This is a genomic window from Hyphomicrobium sp. CS1BSMeth3, from assembly GCF_900117415.1.
Classification (GTDB): Bacteria; Pseudomonadota; Alphaproteobacteria; order Rhizobiales; family Hyphomicrobiaceae.
This window is the reverse complement of sequence record NZ_FPEI01000004.1, coordinates 734,193-751,376: the sequence shown is the minus strand read 5'-3', so window position 1 is coordinate 751,376 and position 17,184 is coordinate 734,193. Positions and strand designations below refer to the sequence as shown.

The window sequence follows — 17,184 nt, the reverse complement described above, 5'->3', positions numbered from 1 at the left end:
AAGGTCCGGCTCTGATGAACACGATCGCCTCCGCCCGTCGGGAAGGTGGACCGAGCCTCGCCGATCTTTATCGCGTGACGGGGACCAGCGGCTATGACGAGCTGCGCGCCGCAGATGGCGCCGTGCGCGCCTATTGGCAGGCGCTGCTCAGCGGCCTCGGCGATTTTCCTGCGGCGGAGCTCACGGCCCGCGCGGCGCGCATCGACCGGCGCGTGCGCGAGACGGGCGTTGCCTACGACATGTTCGCCGATCCCAATGCGGCGACGCAGAAGTGGCAGCTCGATCTCATGCCGATCGTGCTCTCCAGTGCCGAGTGGCGCTGGCTGGCGACGGCGCTGACGCAGCGGGCGCGGCTCTTCGATGCGCTGCTCGCCGATGTCTATGGTTCGCAGAAGCTCATGCGCGACGGCCTCGTGCCGCCCGAGCTCGTGTTCTCCGACAATGCTTTCCTGAGGCCCTGCCAGGGTATTCTCGACAAGGCCGGGCCGCTCCGCTTCTACGCGGCGGATCTCGCACGCGGCGCCGATGGCCAGTGGCGCGTCATCGACAATCATCTCGAAACGCTCGCGGGCCTCGGCTTCGTGCTGGCGAACCGCGTCGCGCATACGCACGTGACGGGTGACCTCTTCAAGCAGGTGAATGCCGTCCGTCTCGCGGCGCACTGCCAGCGCTTGCAGAATGCGCTTACGGCGCACGCCGGTCGTGATAACGCGGCGATCGCGCTGTTGACGCCGGGCCCGCACCACGAGGACTATTTCTCGCACGCTTATCTCGCGCGCTATCTCGGCCTGCTGCTGGTCGAGGGATCGGATCTGCGCACGCGCGGCAGCCACGTCTATCTCAAGACGCTCGAAGGGCTGAAGGAGATTGATCTCATTGTCCGCTGCGTGGATGGGCGCCAGATCGATCCGCTGGAGCTCGATCCTGCAGGATTCATGGGGCCGGCGGGCCTGCTGCGCGTGAACCGCGAGAACCCGCGTCTCGTCGTGAATGCCGTGGGCTCGGCGCTCGGGCAGAACCGCGGGCTCGGCCAGTATCTGCCGGCGCTCGCGAAGCAGTTGCTCGGTGAGGATCTGCTGCTTTCGGATGCGCCGCGCTGGTGGCTCGGCGATCCGGCGGCGCGTCGCCATGTGCTCGACAATCTCGATGGCCTCGTCATTCGCGCCGCGCAGGAGGGGACGGGGCGGCCGGGACAGGCAGCGCTCGGCCGGGCCGCAGGAGAAATCTCCGCTGCCGAGCGCGAGCGGCTCAAGGCAGAGATCGCGCTGCACGGTGCGGGGCTCGTCGCGGAAGAAAAGATCGGCTGCAGCACGGCGCCTGCTTTCGAGGGCGAGAGCCTCGTCGCGCGGCCCTTTGCGGTGCGCTTCTTCGTGGCACACACGGGCAATGGCTTCGAGACCATGCCGGGTGGGCTCGCGATGACAGTCGATCCCGCGCGGGCCGTGGCTTTGAGCGCGCCCGACGGACACACGCGCGATGTGTGGGTGCTCTCGGATGCACAGCAGGCGCCGCACGTGAGCCTGTGGCGGCCGAAGCTCGAGAATGCGCGCGTCGAGCGTTCGCAGCGTGTCGTGCAGAGCCGCGTCGCCGATGACCTCTACTGGCTCGGGCGCTACAGCGAGCGCGCCGACTGGACCATGCGCATGCTGCGCGGGGCGCTGCGCAGGGTGGCGGAGGACAGTGGTCCCGTTGACGGGCTCGGCGGCGTGCGCCGTTGCCTCGATATGCGGCTCACCGATCCCGAGATGGCGGACACGGGCGTGCGCCGGATCTCGGATGCTGGCGATGTCGAAAGCCGCTGCCTTGACCTCGTTGCCCGCGCGCGCAGTCCGCGCACGCTCGCACGCACGCTCGAAGGGCTTTATCAGGTGTCCTATCTCGTGCGCGATCGTCTCTCGCACGAAGCCTGGCAGACGCTGAGCCGTTTCCGGCCGGGCGATCCATGGATGCGCGCGCTGAGCGCCGCGGGACCGGGCGCGCTGCTCGATCTTCTCGACGAGGGCCTTGCCGCGCTTTCCTCGTTCAATGGTCTCACGCACGAGAACATGACGCGGAACTATGGCTGGTCGTTCCTCGACATGGGGCGGCGCCTCGAACGCGCGTACAACCTGAGCGAGGCCATTCTCACGCTCTTCATTCCGCCGCCGGATGCCGAGGAGGAAACGAGCAGCCTGCTTCTGCTGCTGGAGCTTGCCGACAGCTTCATCACGTACCGCTCGCGCTATCGCCTCGATCCGATGCTGGCGCTCGTGCTCGATCTTCTGCTGCTCGACGAAGCCAATCCGCGCGCGCTCGCCTATCAGCTTGCGGCCATCTCGAAGCACCTCGAAGCGCTGCCCGATGCGCGCCACGGCGTCAGTCTCGCGGAGGATCGCCGGCTCATTCTCTCGCTGCTGACCTCCATCCGGCTCGCCGATGTCATGGCCATTGCCGAGGAGGCGGACCGCGCCACGCTCGAGCGGCTCATGCGCGAGCAGCTTCAGGTTCTGCCGGAGCTTTCCAATGCGGTTGGGCGGCACTATTTCAATCTGACGGAAGAAACACCGCATCGTGCTCTGACGCGCATCGAGCCGCGGCCATGATTTTCGAGGTCAGCCACCGCACGCACTATCGCTACGCGACGCCGGTCGCGCAGTCGCAGCACCTCGTGCACATGACGCCACGGACGGTCGGGCATCAGACCACGATCCGCCACAACCTGATGGTGGAGCCGGCGCCGGCCATGCGCCATGAGGGCGTGGACGGGTTCGGCAATCCCTTTGTCGTGCTCGAGGTCCAGGTGCCGCACAAGGAGCTCATCCTGATGGCGCGCAGTGCCATCGAGACGCGCGCGCCTCAGGCCACCGATCTTGCGGCGACGACGCCGTGGGACCGGCTGGACGATGTGATCACGCAGGCGCCGGGTGGGCTGGATCTCGACGTGATCCAGTACCGCTGCAGCACGCGCATTACGGGGGCGACGCTGGAGATCGCCGACTACGCGCGGGCCTCGTTCGGGCAGGGTCGTCCGGTTCTCGACGGGGCTATGGATCTCACGCGGCGCATTTATGCCGACTTCCGCTTTGATCCGGGCGCGACGGACGTCTCGACGCCCGTCGAGCAGGTCTTCGCGCAGCGGCGCGGCGTGTGCCAGGACTTCGCGCATCTGGCTCTGGCGGGACTTCGGGCGCTACGCGTGCCGGCGCGCTATGTGAGCGGCTACATCCTCACGCATCCACCGCCCGGGCAGCCGAAGCTTTCCGGCGCCGATGCCTCGCACGCCTGGATTTCCGTCTGGTCACCTGAGACGGGATGGCGCGACTTCGATCCGACCAACGGCATCGAGGTCGGCGAGGAGCACATCACCATTGCCTATGGCCGCGACTACAATGACGTGAGCCCGATCAGCGGCGTACTGATCGGCGGCGGCGAGCACGTGGTGACGGTCGGCGTGGACGTGGTGCCGCAGGCGGCTGCGCCCGCCGCGTGAGGCGGGCGCGCCGTCCGATCACTTCAACACGGCGATCTGCTTTTTCTTGATGAGGTCGAAGTCGATCTCGGCGCCGATGCCGGGCGTCTCGGGGCAGTGCGCCATGCCGTTCTTGTCGATGGTCACGTCGTTCAGCAGGCCGTACTTGTGCGCGCCGTGCGGCAGCAGCACCTCGAAGTAGGTCGTGTTCCTGAGCGAGCAGGCGAAGTGGAGCTGCGCCATGTTGTTGAGCGAGTTGCCGCCGTGGTGCACCTCGTAGTTCATGTGGAAGGCTTCCGCGAGGTGCGCGGTCTTGATCATGGTCGAGAGACCGCCCTTCACGGGGATGTCGCCGCGCAGGTAGTCGGTCGCGCGCTCGGTCAGCCAGACGGCATAGGTGCCGATATCGCCAGCGGGGTATTCGGTCGCGAGGATCGGGATCGAGAGCTTCTGGCGCAGCTTGACGTAGGAGTAGATGTCCTCCTCGTTCAGCGGATCCTCGTACCAGTGGAAGCCCATTTCCTCGATGGCGCGGCCGACCTTGAGCGCTTCGGGATAGCGATAGCTCCAGGTGGAATCGAGCATGAGCGTGTAGCCGTCGCCGACGGATTTGCGCACGGCCTCGCACACCTTGATGTCCTCGTCCGGGTCCTGCGGCGGATGGATCTTGTAGGCTTTCCAGCCCGCGGCCTTGAACTCGGCAGCTTCGCCCGCATAGGCCTGCCGGCCGTCGAGGATCTGGCTCGATGCATAGGCGCCGATCGAGGAGCGGCCGGCGCCGAGGAACTTGTAGAGCGGAAGGTTTGCAGCCTTGGCGGCAATGTCCCAGAGCGCGGTATCGCACGCGCCGACCGTGCGCAGACCGGCAGTGCGCTGCTTGGCGCGCAGCGCGGCATGGAGGTCCGTGCGGGCGAGCGGATCCTTGCCCATGAGCACGGGCTTGAGGAAGCGGATGAGTGCGCCCGCGTCGGTCTCGGCAGGGTTGGTCGCACCGCCGAGGAAAGCATGGCCGTCGATGCCTTGATCGGTGCGCACGGTGAGCAGGCCGAGGTTGCTCCGTCCGCCGGAGTTCACCGAGCCCGCGTGATAGCGCGTCGGTGGGATGTCGTCCCAGTTGAACAAGGTGAGTTCGACATCGACGATTTTCATGGGGCTTCCTCCGCGTTTTGTTTGCTGTGACCACGATCGGGCGCGGTTGCGGCGAGGTCAAGCATTCGCGACGCACATTGACGTGCGCGATGTTCTCGTCTTCACTCCATGCAAAGCTCGAACCTCGGAGCTGATCCATGATGCGCACGCGACGCGAGATGCTGACACTGACAGGCGCCGGCTTGCTGCTGCCGCTTGCGCCGGTCGCGCTTCGGGCGACGGAGAAGCCGGAGCCGCCGCGCAATGACGATGGTCTCCACACGCAGCCCTGGTTCCACGAGTCCTTCCTCGACCTCAAGGAGGACCTGACGGAGGCCGAGAAGGCTGGAAAGAGCCTCGCCGTCATGTTCGAGCAGCGCGGCTGTCCCTACTGCAAGGAAATGCACGTCACGAACCTCTCCGATCCCGAGATCGCGAGCTACATCCAGAAGCATTTCCTGGTCGTGCAGCTCAATCTCTACGGCGCGCGGACGGTGACCGACTTCGACGGCAAGGAGCTCGAGGAGCGGGCGCTGGCGCGGCGCTGGGGCGTGAACTTCACGCCGACCATCTACTACTTCGTGCCGCCGGCTGCAGCGCTCGCGGGGAAGGATGGTGGCTCGGCGGCAGCCTGGAAGCTCATCGGCTACTGGAAGCCGTTCCACTTCCACCAGACATTCGCCTATGTGCACGAGCGTGCGTACGCGGCGCCGGGTGGGTTCCAGAAGTGGCTCGGCGAGCGCGCGGAAAAGCTGCGCGCGGAAGGCAAGGACGTGCGGCTCTGGTAGGTTGAGCGGAAGATCACGAGTAAGGGAAGGACGCAAAGATCATGGCACGACAGGTCACGATTGCCCTGCTGGACGAGATCCAGGATGGCTTCAACAAGCAGGATGTCGATGCGATCCTGTCGCACTTCGCCGACGACTGCGAATGGGTCATGGCGCGCGGTCCGAATGCGCCCGAAGGCCGTCGTCTTATCGGCAAGGCCGCGATCGGCGAGGTTCTGAGTGCGCGCTACCGCGACATCCCGGACATGCGCTGGGAAGAGATACGTCACTGGATTGTCGATCAGTCGAAGGCCATCTCGGAATGGATCGTGCGCGGTACACCGAAGAACGGCGGCGCGCCGATCGATCTCGTGGGCTGCGACCTCTGGGAGTTCCGCGACGGCTATGTGACCAAGAAGGACACGTACTGGAAGACCATCGGCTGATCTTCAGTGATTGTTTGGACTTTTCTGATCGACTTATGGCATCCCTCTTCGCGCTCGCGGAGAGAGGACCACGGCGAGGGGCGGCGTATGGTGCCGATATTATGCGTCGCCCCTCGTCCTGCTGCTGGCCCGATGATCCGAGCATAAGCCGGCGCCAGCCCCAGGTGACCCCAACATATGCGCATCGAGTATCATCGCTCGCTCATTGCCGACATCGGCCGCCTCGCGGCGTTCGAGCGCGCCCTCGCCAAAGTCATCCGCAAGGGTGAGACGGTCGTTGCCGACATCGGCACGGGCAGTGGCGTTCTCGCCATGATCGCGGCCAAGCTCGGTGCGCGGAAAGTGATCGCGTACGAGTTCGCGGAGATCGGCGCGCTCGCCGAGCGTCTGGTCAAGCTGAACAAGCTGCGCAACATCGAGCTCATTCCCATGCGCTCGACCGAGATCATCGAGCCCGAGCGCGCCGACGTCGTGGTCACCGAGACGCTCGGCAACTACGCGCTCGAGGAATTTCTCGTCGAGACCATGAACGATGCCAAGGCGCGGCATTTGAAGCCTGGCGGCGTGCTCATTCCGGGCGGGCTCGAGCAGATGGTCGCGCCGGTGATCGCGTCGCGCTGCCGCGATGAGCTCGTGGCCTGGGAGCGCATTGGTCGCGGGCTGAACTTCGGCCCGGCCAATACCATGAGCCTCAATAATGCCTATGTGCGCGTGTTCCCGCCGGCCGAGCTGTTGGACAAGGGGCGCACGGCCGTTACCTGGGATCGCCTCGACTTCCACGCGCGCAATCGCTTTGCGCGCAAGGGGACGGCGGAGTGGCCAATCGCGGCTCCGGTCACCGTGCACGGTCTTGCCGTCTGGTGGGTGGCGGAGCTGGTGCCGGGCGTCGTGCTCTCGACATCGCCGCTCGCCGCGCCGACGCACTGGGAGCAGCTCTTTCTGCCGGCGCTCGAGCCTATGGAACTGAAGGCGGGGGAAACGCTCGCCGTCCAGGTGCGCTCGCACTCATCGGAGGAAGGCGGGACGGATCTCGCCTGGAGCTTCCGCGTGCGCACGGCCAAGGGCAAGCAGCGCCTTTCCCAGGACCTGAGCCTGGAGAAGGGCTTTCTGCCCTGAGCAGCTCGCGACCTTCAGCGAGCGCCTTGCCGCCCGATTGCTCTCGCCGTACGCTGAGGCCATTCTCGTAGGCCGTAGTGCGTGCCGAGTTGAGGAAGTCCGATGCGTACATCCTCAGGAAAGATCGCTTCGTTCGTTGCAGGCCTCCTCGCGGCAGCTTTTTTTATGACGGCTGCCGTCCTCGCGCAGGCGCCGTCCTCGGAAGCCGAGAAATCCGCGAAGCTTGTCGTCGCCACCTTCGCGGGCGGCTGTTTCTGGTGCATGGAGCCGCCCTACGACGCGCTGGATGGCGTGGTCTCGACGACCTCGGGCTTCATGGGAGGCACGACGCCCAATCCGACCTACCAGCAGGTGACGGCCGGCGGCACGGGCCATATCGAGGTCGTGCAGGTCCTCTATGACCCGACAAAGGTCACCTACGAGAAGCTGCTCGACGTGTACTGGCGGAATGTCGATCCTTATGACGCGGGTGGCCAGTTCTGTGATCGCGGCGAGTCCTATACGACTGCGATCTTTACCCATACGCCGGAGCAGAAGAAGCTGGCCGAGGCCTCGAAGGCGGCGCTTGCGGTATCAGGCCCATTCAAGCAGCCGATCGCGACGGTCGTGCGTGATGCGGGACCGTTCACGCCAGCTGAGGACTATCACCAGAACTACTACGTCAAGAATCCGCTGCGCTATAAGTACTACCGCTATCGTTGCGGACGCGATGACCGGCTCGAAGCCATCTGGGGCAAGCCGACGCAGTGATCGGCCGCGGATCGCGGGGCTGCCTACTTCTTGCCCGAGCGCGGATTGCGCGTGAGAGGTACGGCTTCGCCGACATCCCGCTTGATGCGCATGTTGTAGGAAAAGCGATTGGCCGGATGGAGGTTGATCGAGAGCTCGACCAGACGGCGGCCCGTGACGTAGTAGCGGCGGATGACGCGCAGTGCAGGCGTGCCCTCGGCGACCTCGAGGAGGTGTGCGTGCTCGCGGTCCAGAGTGACGGCATCGATCTGCTGCTCGACCTCGACCAGGGTCTCGCCTGAGCGACGCTCGATCATTTCCCAGATGGCGATGCCGACGGTCGGGATCTCGGACTTGATGGCGCTGAAGGCGTCATCGACGAAAATCTCGGCATGGCTGATCGGCTTGTTGTCGCGATCGCGGCGGCGAACGCCGGTGATCCGCAGGAAGCGCCGGCCAGGGCGCGAGCCGATGAGCGCCGCCTTGCTGCCGCGCAGGACGGTTTCGTCGACTTCCTGGATCTCGAGGCGCATGCCTGTCGCGTACTGTCGAATGTCGCCGACGGAGTGCATGGTGAGGAGGAAGCGGGCCGCGGCCTGGCGCGCCTCGACGCGCGTGCCGACGCCTTTGCGGGCCGTGACCAGTCCCATGGAGCGCAGGTGCTGGATGGCCTGGCGCACGACGTAGCGCGAGACGTGGAACTGCTGCTGCAGCTCAGCCTCGGTCGGGAGGAGCGAGCCGACCGGGTGATTGCCATGGGCAATCTGTGCCGCCAGCGTCGCAGCGATCTGGACATAGAGAGGCTGTCGCCGGGGCGTGCCCGACGAAGTCACCTCGCTGCCCGGTGGGGCGACGTCGTCCGCCTCGAATTCGTCCATAGGCATGGCCAACTCAAATGAATTCTCCAAATACCCTAACCGCTCTTGGCCGTCGGCACATCACTCAAAAGTCATAGGCATGGCTGTATCGCCTATTGACTGCAAGGTAAACGACGAGCGTCGTGTAGCACCGAAGCCGAGCGCTAAGTTCAAGTCAGTGTGGGAAAAATCTCCCGATAACCCATGGCGGCGGGGTCGAAAAGGATATCGCTCGGCCGGAGTGGTCGAGCGAGGGCCAACCCTTCGAGCGACCGGCAGCGAGAGAGGGCCACGTAAGCCTGTCCGTGGGCGAACGTTCCGCGTCCAAGGTCGATATAGACGCGGTCGAGCGTCAGACCCTGTGATTTGTGGATCGTCAGAGCCCAGGCTAGGCGCACGGGAAACTGCTTGAAGGTGCCGGCGACGCTCTCGACAATTTTTTGCGCCGTGGTGTCGTAGGCATAGCGGCGCGCCTCCCACGTGACGGCTTCGACTTCGTGCTCCTTGCCGTCGACCTCGATCCAGACGCGCTTTTCGTCCAGGCGGGAGATGCGCGCGATCGTGCCATTGACCCAGCGGCGCTCGGAGTCGTTGCGCAGCAGCATGACCTTGGCGCCGACCTTCAGCACGAGCGTCTCGTCGGTCGGGTGGGCGCCTTGCGAGAATTCGCCGGTCGTCGTCGCGGAGAATGCGATGGGCGCCGCGGGAAGCGCATCGAGGTAGGCCATGTTGATGCGGTTGGCGGCGGCATTGGTCGGCGTCAGAATGACATAGGGCTCGCCCTCGGCGAGCGTGCGGATAGGCGCGACGCGCGAGTTCAGCAGCTCGAGATGCTCGGCCTCGACATCGCCGCCGCGCACGCGCGTCAGCACGTCGATGAGCGCCTCATCGCTCTGGCGGAAGACGTGCGAGAGCTCGAGCAGGTACGTGCCGACGCCCTCGCGCAGGGCCGAGATGCTGAAGAAGAACGGGCCGCCGTGCGTTTCTTCGAGATGGGCCGCGACCTCGGCCTCCTGCACGACGGGTGGGAGCTGGTGCAGGTCGCCGAAGAGCACGAGGCGCACGCCGCCGAAGGGCTCGCGCGGGCGGCCGCGGTTGATGCGCAAGGACTGGTCGATGGCCCACATGAGGTCCGAGCGGACCATGGAGACCTCGTCGATCACCAGCAGCTTCAGCTTGCGCATGACGGCGCCATTGCGGCTGCGGCGGATGTCCTCGGGGCGGATGAGGCGCGGCGGCAGGCCGAAGAAAGAATGGATCGTCTGACCGCCGACATTGACCGCGGCGAGCCCTGTTGGCGCGACGACGACGTGCTCGTCCTCCATCATGTCGCAGAGCGCGCGCAGCAGCGTCGATTTTCCGGTGCCGGCGCGGCCCGTGATGAAGAGATGTCCGCCATCCTCGCTCAGATAGTCGAGCGCGGCCTCGTACTCGGGCGTCGGTGCGAGAGTGGTGGGCCACTTTCGTGCGATTGGTCTGGCTGACAGTTCCTGCGCCAAGAGTGTGTTCCTCTATTCCCCTCTCCCCGCGCGCGGGGAGAGGGCCAGGGTGAGGGGCGGCGGCAACTGCCGACGTATGCGTATGTCGCCGCCCCTCATCCCGACCTTCTCCCCGTAAGAACGGGGAGAAGGGGAAGAAGCGCGGCACGCCCCGGTGTCAGTCGCCGTAGAGCTGGCGCGTGGCAACAGGATAGACGCCTTCCTGCCCGAGCATCCACACTCCGAAGCCATCATTGCCGAAAAGCGGCAGGAAGGCCGGATCGAGCACATTGAGGCCGCCTGTGAACGTGCCGAATGCGGGCAGCACGAGCCGGAGGCGGTTGCCGATGAAGCAGGGGCGCCTCAGCGTGTGGCCGTAGAGCGAGAGGCGGGCGGCCGGATGCAGATGGCCGGCAATTTCGTGGGTCGCGTGCCCTTCGGTCGGCAAGTGGACGAGGCGCAGGCCGCCGACGGCGAGCCCATCCACGACCTCGCCGCCGAGCTGGTGACCGATCTCGGGATCGTGGTTGCCGGTGATCCAGATCCAGCGGCGATCCTCCTGCAGAATGCGCAGCGCGGCGAGATCGCCGGACGAAATGCGCTTCGCAGCGCCGCGATCGTGCAGGCTGTCGCCGAGCGAGATGACGACCTCGGGATCGTACCGCTCGATGACGGTCGCGAGGCGTTCGAGCGTCTCGCGCGTGTCGTAAGGTGGCAGCAGCGTGCCGCGCTCGGCGTGCGCCGAGGCTTTTTCCAGGTGGAGGTCGGCAACGATGAGCGCGCGCTCGCCCGGCCAGTAGAGCGCGCCGGACATATCGGCGAGGAGCTGCTTGCCGCAGATCGCGAGCGGCTGGCTGGCGCTATCGCTCATGCGGTCTCGCTCGGGGCTCAACGCAAAAACGTTCATCGGGCCTCCAGGCTTCCGGGTTCTGCGGCTTCGGCGATGAGCTCTTCGGCCGCTTCTCTGAGCAGTTCCTCGGCAGAGGCGCCGTGAACTGATTCGCGGCCGAGCTCGACGATCAGCGGCACCGCGAGAGGCGATACGCGATCGAGCGCACTATGCCTGATTCTCCCTTTGATTCGCGCCAGGAAGCCGGCGAGGCGCTGGATATCCAGGAGACCCGTTGCCGCGTCCTGATAGGCCGCTTCGAGGAGAATGTGGTGCGGGTCGTGCCGGCGCAATACGTCATAAATGAGGTTGGTCGAGATGGAGAGCTGGCGGCTGTTCTTCTTGTGGCGGGGCGCGCGCCGCTCGACGAGGCCGGCGATCACGGCGCAGGTGCGGAACGTGCGGCGCATGAGGCTCGTCTCGGCGAGCCAGGCTTCGAGATCATCGCCGAGCATGTCCTCGTCGAAGAGATCGGCGAGATCGAGCTCGCCGTCTGCGAGCATGCGTCCGATGTCGCGGGCAGCCCAGACCGAGAGGGCGTAGTCATTGGCGACGAAGCCGAGGGGCAAGGCGCCGGCACGGTGCAGGCGGCGCGTGAGCAGCATCCCGAGCGTCTGGTGCGCGATGCGGCCCTCGAAGGGATAGATCGCGAGATAGTGGCGCTGGTTGCGCGGAAAGGTCTCGACGAGGACTTCGTCGGCGGCGGGGATCATCGAGACGCGCTGCTGGATTTCGAGCCAGTGGGCGACGGAAGGTGGCAGGCTCTGCCAGTGTGCCGGATCGGCGAGCATCTGCCTGACGCGCGCGGCGAGGTGCGTCGAGAGCGGGAAGCGCCCGCCCGGGTAGCTCGGCACCTTCGGGTCTTTGGCATTGGAGCGCGAGACGAGCAGCTCCTCGTCCGTGAGGCCTTCCATGCGCAGGATCTGGCCCGCAAACATGAAGGTGTCGTCGGGGCTCAGCTCGGCGGCGAACTCGTCGTCGATCTCGCCGAGCATCCGTCCGCCCATGAGGCCCTGCGCCGAGCCGGGGCGTCGGCGACGCGCACTGATCATGCGGACCTTGAGCAGCGGCTTCTCGACAATAGTGCCGACGTTCATGCGGTACTGCTGGGCAAAGCTCGGATGCGTCAGGCGCCAGCGGCCTTCGGCGTCGGGCTTGAGGCGGGCGAAGCGCTCGTATTGGCGCAGTGCATAGCCGCCGGTCGCAACGAAATCGACGACACGGTCGAAGTCGGTGCGTGAGAGGCCTGTGTAGGGCAATGCGGCGCGCACTTCCTCGTAGAGAACGTCGACGTGAAAGGGACCGGCACAGGCCATGCCGAGCACGTGCTGCGCGAGCACGTCCATGGTGCCCTTGCGGTGGATGACGGCATCCTGCTCGCCGGCGAGCGCGGCTTCGAGCGCCGCGCGACATTCGAGAACCTCGAAGCGGTTGGCCGGCACGAGAATGGCATTCGACGGCTCGTCGAGGCGGTGATTGGCGCGGCCAATGCGCTGGATGAGGCGGGAAGCGCCCTTCGGCGCGCCGAGGTGGATGACGAGATCGACATCGCCCCAGTCGATGCCGAGGTCGAGCGTGGAGGTAGCGACGACGGCGCGCAGCGCGCCGCGCGACATGGCCGCTTCGACCTTGCGCCGCTGGCCCACATCGAGCGAGCCGTGGTGGAGGGCAATGGGCAGGCTTTCCGTGTTTGCCTTCCAGAGCTCCTGGAACATGAGCTCGGCCTGCATGCGCGTGTTGACGAAGATGAGCGCGAGGCGATGGCGGGCAATGGCCGCGAGTACGTCCGGCACGGCATAGCGCGCGGTGTGGCTCGCGATCGGCATGCCGCCTTCGGTTTCGAGGATCATGATCTGCGGCTTGGCACCGCCGTCGACGGTCACGACATCGGCGAGCCGGATGGTCGTGTCCGGCGTCCTCTGCGGCGTGAGCCAGGCGCGGAGCTCGCTCGGCTGGGCGACCGTCGCGGAGAGGCCGATCGACATGAGGCTCGGCGCGAGCGCGCGGAGGCGGGCGACGTCGAGCGCGAGGAGGTCGCCGCGCTTCGAGGGCGCGAGCGCGTGCAACTCGTCGAGGATGAGCGTGTCGAGATCGCCGAAGATGTAGGCGGCATCCGGGCTCGCGAGCAGGAGCGCGAGCTGCTCGGGCGTCGTCAGCAGGATTTCGGGCGGGCGCAACCGCTGGCGCTGGCGTTTGCTCGCGGGCGTATCGCCGGTGCGTGTCTCGACACGGATGTCGAGGCCCATGTCCTCGATCGGGGTCAGCAGGTTACGCGCGATGTCGACCGCGAGCGCCTTCAGCGGCGAGATATAGAGCGTGCGCAGGCCGGAAGTCTTGGCGGGCTGGTCGCGGTTGGCGTGCAGGGCAACAAGGCTCGGTAGGAAGCCGGCGAGCGTCTTGCCGGCGCCGGTCGGGGCAATGAGGAGGGTCGAGCGGCGCGCCTCGGCCTGGGCAAGGAGCGCGAGCTGGTGCGCGCGCGGCTGCCAGCCCTTCTGTGCGAACCAGCCGGCGAACGGCTCGGGCAGCACGACGGCCGGCGCGGCCTTGGTCCGCGGCCGTGCGGTGCTCAGAGGGCTGGATTTGGAACGCGCACGCATGGCCGCGAGCTTAGCACGGTCATGTGTACGACACCTGCGGCGAACGGCGGGCTGGTCAGCCCTTCATCTTGGGGTCGAGCCAGTCGCGCAGGCTGTCGCCGAAAAGGTTGAAGGCGAACACGGCGAGCGTGATGGCAAGGCCCGGGAACATGATCATCCAGGGTGCTGCCTTGTAGAAGTCCGCCGAGGCGCCGGAGAGCATGAGACCCCAGGCGGGTGTCGGCTCGGTGACGCCGAGGCCGAGGAAGGAGAGGCTCGCCTCGAGCAGGATGGCCTGGGCAATGAACGCCGTCACCATGACGAGGTAGGGGGCGACGATGTTCGGCGTGATGTGGCGGAGGATGATGCGCGTGTGGCCATAGCCGGCGGCGCGCGCGGCGTCGATGTAGGGCATCTGGGCGATCGACAGCGTCGAGGAACGCGCAATGCGGGCCATCTTGGGCACCATGGGGAGCGCGATGGCGATGATCAGGTTCATGTCGACGCCGAACAGCAGGTTCTTGCCGAGCACGGCGACGACGACCATCGCGAGAACGATGATCGGAAAGGCCAGCATGATGTCGACGACGCGCTGGATGATGTTGTCGATGCGGCCGCCGAAGTAGCCGGACGTGGCGCCGATCAGCGCGCCGGCCGTGCAGCCGAGCAGGGCCGAGAGAATGCCGACGGCCATGGCCGTGCGGGCGCCATACACGAGGCGCGAGAAGACGTCGCGCCCGTACTGATCCGTGCCCATGGGATGCTCGCGGCTCGGCGCGGCGAGCATGGCGGCGAAGTCGATCTCCTCGGGGTGGAAGGGCGAGATCCAGTAGGCGCCGAATGCAAGGCCGAAATAGATGAGGATGATGAGGAAGCCGATGAAGCCGAGCGGCTGCTTGCGGATGAAGTGCAGCACAGGGTTCGGCCGCTTGGGTCGCGCCAGGGCTGCGGACGAGGGAGAGAACGTGACGTCGGCCATAGTGTGTCTCCCGCTCAGCTCAGGCGGATGCGCGGGTCGAGCCAAGCATAGAGCAGGTCGACCACAAGATTGACGAGGATGAAGGTCACCGCGATCAGCAGCACGAGACCTTGTATGAGCGTGAAGTCGCCGCGGGTGGTCGCGTCGACGAAGAGCTTGCCGATGCCGTTGATGTTGAAGACCTGCTCGGTGACGACGAGGCCGCCGATCAGGAAGGCGAACTCGAGCCCGATGACGGTGACGACGGGCAGCATGGCATTGCGCATGGCGTGGCGGCGCGTGATGATGCGGCGGAAGACGCCCTTCGCGCGCGCCGTGCGGATGTAGTCCTCACGCATGACTTCGAGCAGGGCTGAGCGCATCATGCGCGTCGCGACGGCCGCGTAGCGGTAGCCGACCGACAACGCCGGCCAGAAGAGCGCGGCGAGATTGGCCCACGGGTTCTCGAAGATCGAGACATAGCCGATCTGCGGCAGCCACCCGAATACGGTGATCAGGCCCAGCACGATGATCATGCCGAGCCAGAAGCTCGGGATGGCGAGGCCGGACACGGCAACGACGCGCACGGTGTAGTCTATCCAGGTATCTCGGTAGAGCGCGGATAGCGTGCCCAAGGGTATCGCGATGAAGACCGCGATGAGGGTCGCCATGATGGCGATCTGCAGGGACACCGGAAAACGCAGCATGATTTCGTCGACGACGCGCTCGCCAGTCCAGAGCGACTTGCCGAGATCGAGGCGGCTCAGCCCCCACATGTAGTCGACGAACTGGTGGCCGATCGACTTGTCGAGGCCGAGGCGCTTGCGCTCGGCGATGATGGCGTCCTCGCTGACCGCAACGCCGTCAGCGCGCAGCTTCACGACGACCACATCACCCGGCATGACGCGGATGAGAAAGAAGACGGCGACAGCCACCCCGATCAGCGAGGGAATAACGAGGAGCAGGCGCCTGATGATGTAGCCGGTCATGGGTGTCCGATGTCGCAGTAAGGAGCGAACTTCTCCTTCTCCCCGTGCTTGTCGCGCCAGAGGCGCGCTTTCAGCGCGACGAGAAGGTCGGGATGAGGGGCGGCGGCACTTACCAACGTCAGCGTGTGTCGCCGCCCCTCACCCTAACCCTCTCCCCGTAAGCACGGGGAGAGGGGAAAAATGGTCGCCGCTCTTGCGGCCTACTCGTCGAGCCAGACGTGCGTGAGCTGCTGGCCGGTGAAGTGGCTGGGCGTCAGATCCCAGCCCTTTATCTTCGCATTGTTGACGACGATCCGCTGATACCAGAGCAGGGGAATGTTGTAGGCCTGCGTCAGGACGTACTTCTCGAGATCGTTCACGATCTTCAAGCGGGCCGTCGGATCGACCGTGCCCGACTGCAGGGTGTACATGTCGTCGATCTTGCTATCGGTGTGCCGCGAGTAGGCGATCGCCGAGACCTTCTTGCTCAGCAGCGTGTTGAACTGGGCATTCGGGTCATCGGTGAAGTCCGAGATGTTCTGCACGCACACATCGAAGTTGCCGCTCTCCATGCCGTCGTACCAGAGCTTGGTCTCGACCTGCACGTGCTCGGTCTCGACGCCGATGCGCCGCCACTGGTCGATGGCGAAGATGCCGGCCGGCGTGAAGGGCTGCGCGATCGTGCGGTTGAGCAGCTTGACTTTGAGGTTGCTGACGCCCGCTTCCTTCAGCAGGCGCTTGGCTTCCTCGCGCGACTTGTTGATGTCCGGCCAGAAGCCCGGGATCTTCTTCAGCTCCTCGTCGGAGATGGAGTAGGGAGAGCCCGGACGGAAGACGCCGCTCACGCCCTTGATCAGCGAGACCTTGCCGAGGCTTTCCGAGCCGCCCCAGCGATCGATGGCCATGGTCAAGGCCTGGCGCACGCGGACGTCGTCGAAGGGCTTCTTCTCGGTGTTGAAGGAGAGCAGGATGTTGGTGGTCCACGGCCCTTCCAGCACCGTGACCTTGTCCTTCATGGCGGCGACGAGCTGGTCGCGCTCCTGCGGGGTGCGGCCGCGGAACTCGGCATCGAACTGGCCACCCTGCATGCCTGCGACGACCGCGGTGCCGCGCACGAAGAAGAGACGATAGCCGTCGAGATAGGGCCGCGGCTTGTCCCAGTAGTCCTCGAAGCGCGTTGCGACCCAGTGCGAGCCCTTCACGTACTCGACGAACTTGAAGGCGCCCGTGCCCATGACCTCCTTGGAGGGATAGGTGGGATCCTTGGCGAGCTTGGCGGCATTGTAGACGCAGTTGAAGGGCGAGGCGAAGTGCAGGATCATCGATGCGTTCGGCTGCTTCAGCTTGAAGACCACCGTGTAGTCATCGGGCGTCGTGATCTGCTGGATGTCCTGATGGACGGCCTTGCGCGAGGAGACGACGCCCTCCGGCGGGTTCACGATGCGCTCGTAGGTCGCCTTGATGTCGGCGGACGAGAACGGCGAGCCGTCGTGCCACTTCACGCCGCGGCGCAGCTTGAAGGTATAGGTCAGGCCGTCCGGCGAGATCTCCCACGACTCCGCGAGGTCGCCTTCGGTCCGCGTCTTGTCGTGCGGGCCGACGAGCTTGAGCAGCGTCGAGTACTGCGGCACGACCGGATGGATCATGGCGAAGGTCGTCGTGCCGTGGCAGTCCGTGGTCGGCGGCTCGGCGACCGAGGCGAACTTCAGAATGCCGCCCTTCTTGGGAGTTTGGGCAGCCGCCGGAGCGGCCACCAGCGCCGCGGCGGTCAACGCCAAGGCGATACTTGTCGTGCGTCTCATCTTCAGTTTCCTCCACTTCGTT

Annotated in this window: 14 protein-coding genes; 6 read left to right on the top strand and 8 right to left on the bottom strand. The window is 65.8% G+C overall.

Translation table 11 applies throughout. From position 1 onward, the window contains the following. Positions 1 to 14: 14 nt before the first annotated feature. Together CS1BSM3_RS07775 and CS1BSM3_RS07770 are read left to right on the top strand one after the other, a co-directional pair. Entirely contained in the window at positions 15 to 2,582 is a 2,568-nt protein-coding gene (locus CS1BSM3_RS07775; RefSeq protein WP_072386426.1) for a circularly permuted type 2 ATP-grasp protein, read from the top strand. Then, entirely contained in the window at positions 2,579 to 3,469 is an 891-nt protein-coding gene (locus CS1BSM3_RS07770; protein WP_072386425.1) for a transglutaminase family protein, read from the top strand. The genes CS1BSM3_RS07775 and CS1BSM3_RS07770 overlap by 4 nt, the downstream gene beginning before the upstream one ends. Before the next feature lie 18 nt (positions 3,470 to 3,487). Here CS1BSM3_RS07770 and CS1BSM3_RS07765 read toward each other — a convergent pair whose 3' ends face one another. Continuing rightward, positions 3,488 to 4,597, bottom strand: coding sequence for an enolase C-terminal domain-like protein (locus CS1BSM3_RS07765; RefSeq protein WP_072386424.1), 1,110 nt, complete (start codon positions 4,595 to 4,597; stop codon positions 3,488 to 3,490). 137 nt (positions 4,598 to 4,734) lie between these two features. Here CS1BSM3_RS07765 and CS1BSM3_RS07760 point away from each other — a divergent pair, with 137 nt between their 5' ends. From CS1BSM3_RS07760 to msrA, 4 genes are all read left to right on the top strand, one after another. After that, the gene (locus CS1BSM3_RS07760; protein WP_083528420.1) at positions 4,735 to 5,364 is read left to right on the top strand and encodes a thioredoxin family protein; all 630 of its coding nucleotides are present in this window, start codon (positions 4,735 to 4,737) and stop codon (positions 5,362 to 5,364) included. A gap of 41 nt (positions 5,365 to 5,405) precedes the next feature. Continuing rightward, positions 5,406 to 5,789 carry a nuclear transport factor 2 family protein gene (locus tag CS1BSM3_RS07755; RefSeq protein ID WP_072386423.1) on the top strand — a complete coding sequence of 128 codons (384 nt, stop codon included), beginning with the start codon at positions 5,406 to 5,408 and terminating at the stop codon, positions 5,787 to 5,789. A gap of 177 nt (positions 5,790 to 5,966) precedes the next feature. Then, positions 5,967 to 6,905 (top strand): 50S ribosomal protein L11 methyltransferase, encoded by a 939-nt coding sequence (locus tag CS1BSM3_RS07750; RefSeq protein ID WP_072386422.1) that lies wholly within the window; start codon positions 5,967 to 5,969, stop codon positions 6,903 to 6,905. 102 nt (positions 6,906 to 7,007) lie between these two features. Beyond that, complete coding sequence (gene msrA, locus CS1BSM3_RS07745; RefSeq protein WP_083528419.1) at positions 7,008 to 7,655, top strand: peptide-methionine (S)-S-oxide reductase MsrA; 648 nt, start codon at positions 7,008 to 7,010, stop codon at positions 7,653 to 7,655. A 23-nt stretch (positions 7,656 to 7,678) separates the two neighbouring features. On the opposite strand, the gene CS1BSM3_RS07740 is transcribed toward msrA, so the two are convergent. From CS1BSM3_RS07740 to CS1BSM3_RS07710, 7 genes are all read right to left on the bottom strand, one after another. Then, entirely contained in the window at positions 7,679 to 8,518 is an 840-nt protein-coding gene (locus tag CS1BSM3_RS07740; protein ID WP_083528418.1) for a GntR family transcriptional regulator, read from the bottom strand. Positions 8,519 to 8,661: 143 nt separating this feature from the next. Continuing rightward, positions 8,662 to 9,990 carry an ATP-dependent DNA helicase gene (locus CS1BSM3_RS07735; RefSeq protein WP_072386420.1) on the bottom strand — a complete coding sequence of 443 codons (1,329 nt, stop codon included), beginning with the start codon at positions 9,988 to 9,990 and terminating at the stop codon, positions 8,662 to 8,664. Between the two features lie 157 nt (positions 9,991 to 10,147). After that, a complete protein-coding gene (pdeM, locus tag CS1BSM3_RS07730) occupies positions 10,148 to 10,840 on the bottom strand; it encodes a ligase-associated DNA damage response endonuclease PdeM (RefSeq protein WP_244540449.1) in 693 nt (230 codons plus the stop codon). 32 nt (positions 10,841 to 10,872) lie between these two features. Next, positions 10,873 to 13,455 carry a ligase-associated DNA damage response DEXH box helicase gene (locus tag CS1BSM3_RS07725; protein ID WP_072386418.1) on the bottom strand — a complete coding sequence of 861 codons (2,583 nt, stop codon included), beginning with the start codon at positions 13,453 to 13,455 and terminating at the stop codon, positions 10,873 to 10,875. Between the two features lie 55 nt (positions 13,456 to 13,510). Continuing rightward, the gene (locus CS1BSM3_RS07720; protein WP_072386417.1) at positions 13,511 to 14,413 is read right to left on the bottom strand and encodes an ABC transporter permease; all 903 of its coding nucleotides are present in this window, start codon (positions 14,411 to 14,413) and stop codon (positions 13,511 to 13,513) included. A 14-nt stretch (positions 14,414 to 14,427) separates the two neighbouring features. Then, on the bottom strand, positions 14,428 to 15,381 hold the full coding sequence (locus tag CS1BSM3_RS07715; RefSeq protein ID WP_072386416.1) for an ABC transporter permease: 954 nt from the start codon (positions 15,379 to 15,381) through the stop codon (positions 14,428 to 14,430). A 200-nt stretch (positions 15,382 to 15,581) separates the two neighbouring features. Further along, on the bottom strand, positions 15,582 to 17,162 hold the full coding sequence (locus CS1BSM3_RS07710; RefSeq protein WP_072386415.1) for an ABC transporter substrate-binding protein: 1,581 nt from the start codon (positions 17,160 to 17,162) through the stop codon (positions 15,582 to 15,584). Positions 17,163 to 17,184 lie beyond the last annotated feature (22 nt).

What these genes read in the sequence shown, in the direction of transcription:
- CS1BSM3_RS07750 (WP_072386422.1), top strand. Translation starts at nt 5,967, where the DNA reads ATGCGCATCGAGTATCATCGCTCGCTCATTGCCGACATCGGCCGCCTC.
- CS1BSM3_RS07720 (WP_072386417.1), bottom strand. Translation starts at nt 14,413, where the DNA reads ATGGCCGACGTCACGTTCTCTCCCTCGTCCGCAGCCCTGGCGCGACCC.
- pdeM (WP_244540449.1), bottom strand. Translation starts at nt 10,840, where the DNA reads ATGAGCGATAGCGCCAGCCAGCCGCTCGCGATCTGCGGCAAGCAGCTC.
- CS1BSM3_RS07765 (WP_072386424.1), bottom strand. Translation starts at nt 4,597, where the DNA reads ATGAAAATCGTCGATGTCGAACTCACCTTGTTCAACTGGGACGACATC.
- CS1BSM3_RS07710 (WP_072386415.1), bottom strand. Translation starts at nt 17,162, where the DNA reads ATGAGACGCACGACAAGTATCGCCTTGGCGTTGACCGCCGCGGCGCTG.
- CS1BSM3_RS07740 (WP_083528418.1), bottom strand. Translation starts at nt 8,518, where the DNA reads ATGCCTATGGACGAATTCGAGGCGGACGACGTCGCCCCACCGGGCAGC.
- CS1BSM3_RS07715 (WP_072386416.1), bottom strand. Translation starts at nt 15,381, where the DNA reads ATGACCGGCTACATCATCAGGCGCCTGCTCCTCGTTATTCCCTCGCTG.
- CS1BSM3_RS07760 (WP_083528420.1), top strand. Translation starts at nt 4,735, where the DNA reads ATGATGCGCACGCGACGCGAGATGCTGACACTGACAGGCGCCGGCTTG.
- CS1BSM3_RS07725 (WP_072386418.1), bottom strand. Translation starts at nt 13,455, where the DNA reads ATGCGTGCGCGTTCCAAATCCAGCCCTCTGAGCACCGCACGGCCGCGG.
- CS1BSM3_RS07775 (WP_072386426.1), top strand. Translation starts at nt 15, where the DNA reads ATGAACACGATCGCCTCCGCCCGTCGGGAAGGTGGACCGAGCCTCGCC.
- CS1BSM3_RS07770 (WP_072386425.1), top strand. Translation starts at nt 2,579, where the DNA reads ATGATTTTCGAGGTCAGCCACCGCACGCACTATCGCTACGCGACGCCG.
- CS1BSM3_RS07755 (WP_072386423.1), top strand. Translation starts at nt 5,406, where the DNA reads ATGGCACGACAGGTCACGATTGCCCTGCTGGACGAGATCCAGGATGGC.
- msrA (WP_083528419.1), top strand. Translation starts at nt 7,008, where the DNA reads ATGCGTACATCCTCAGGAAAGATCGCTTCGTTCGTTGCAGGCCTCCTC.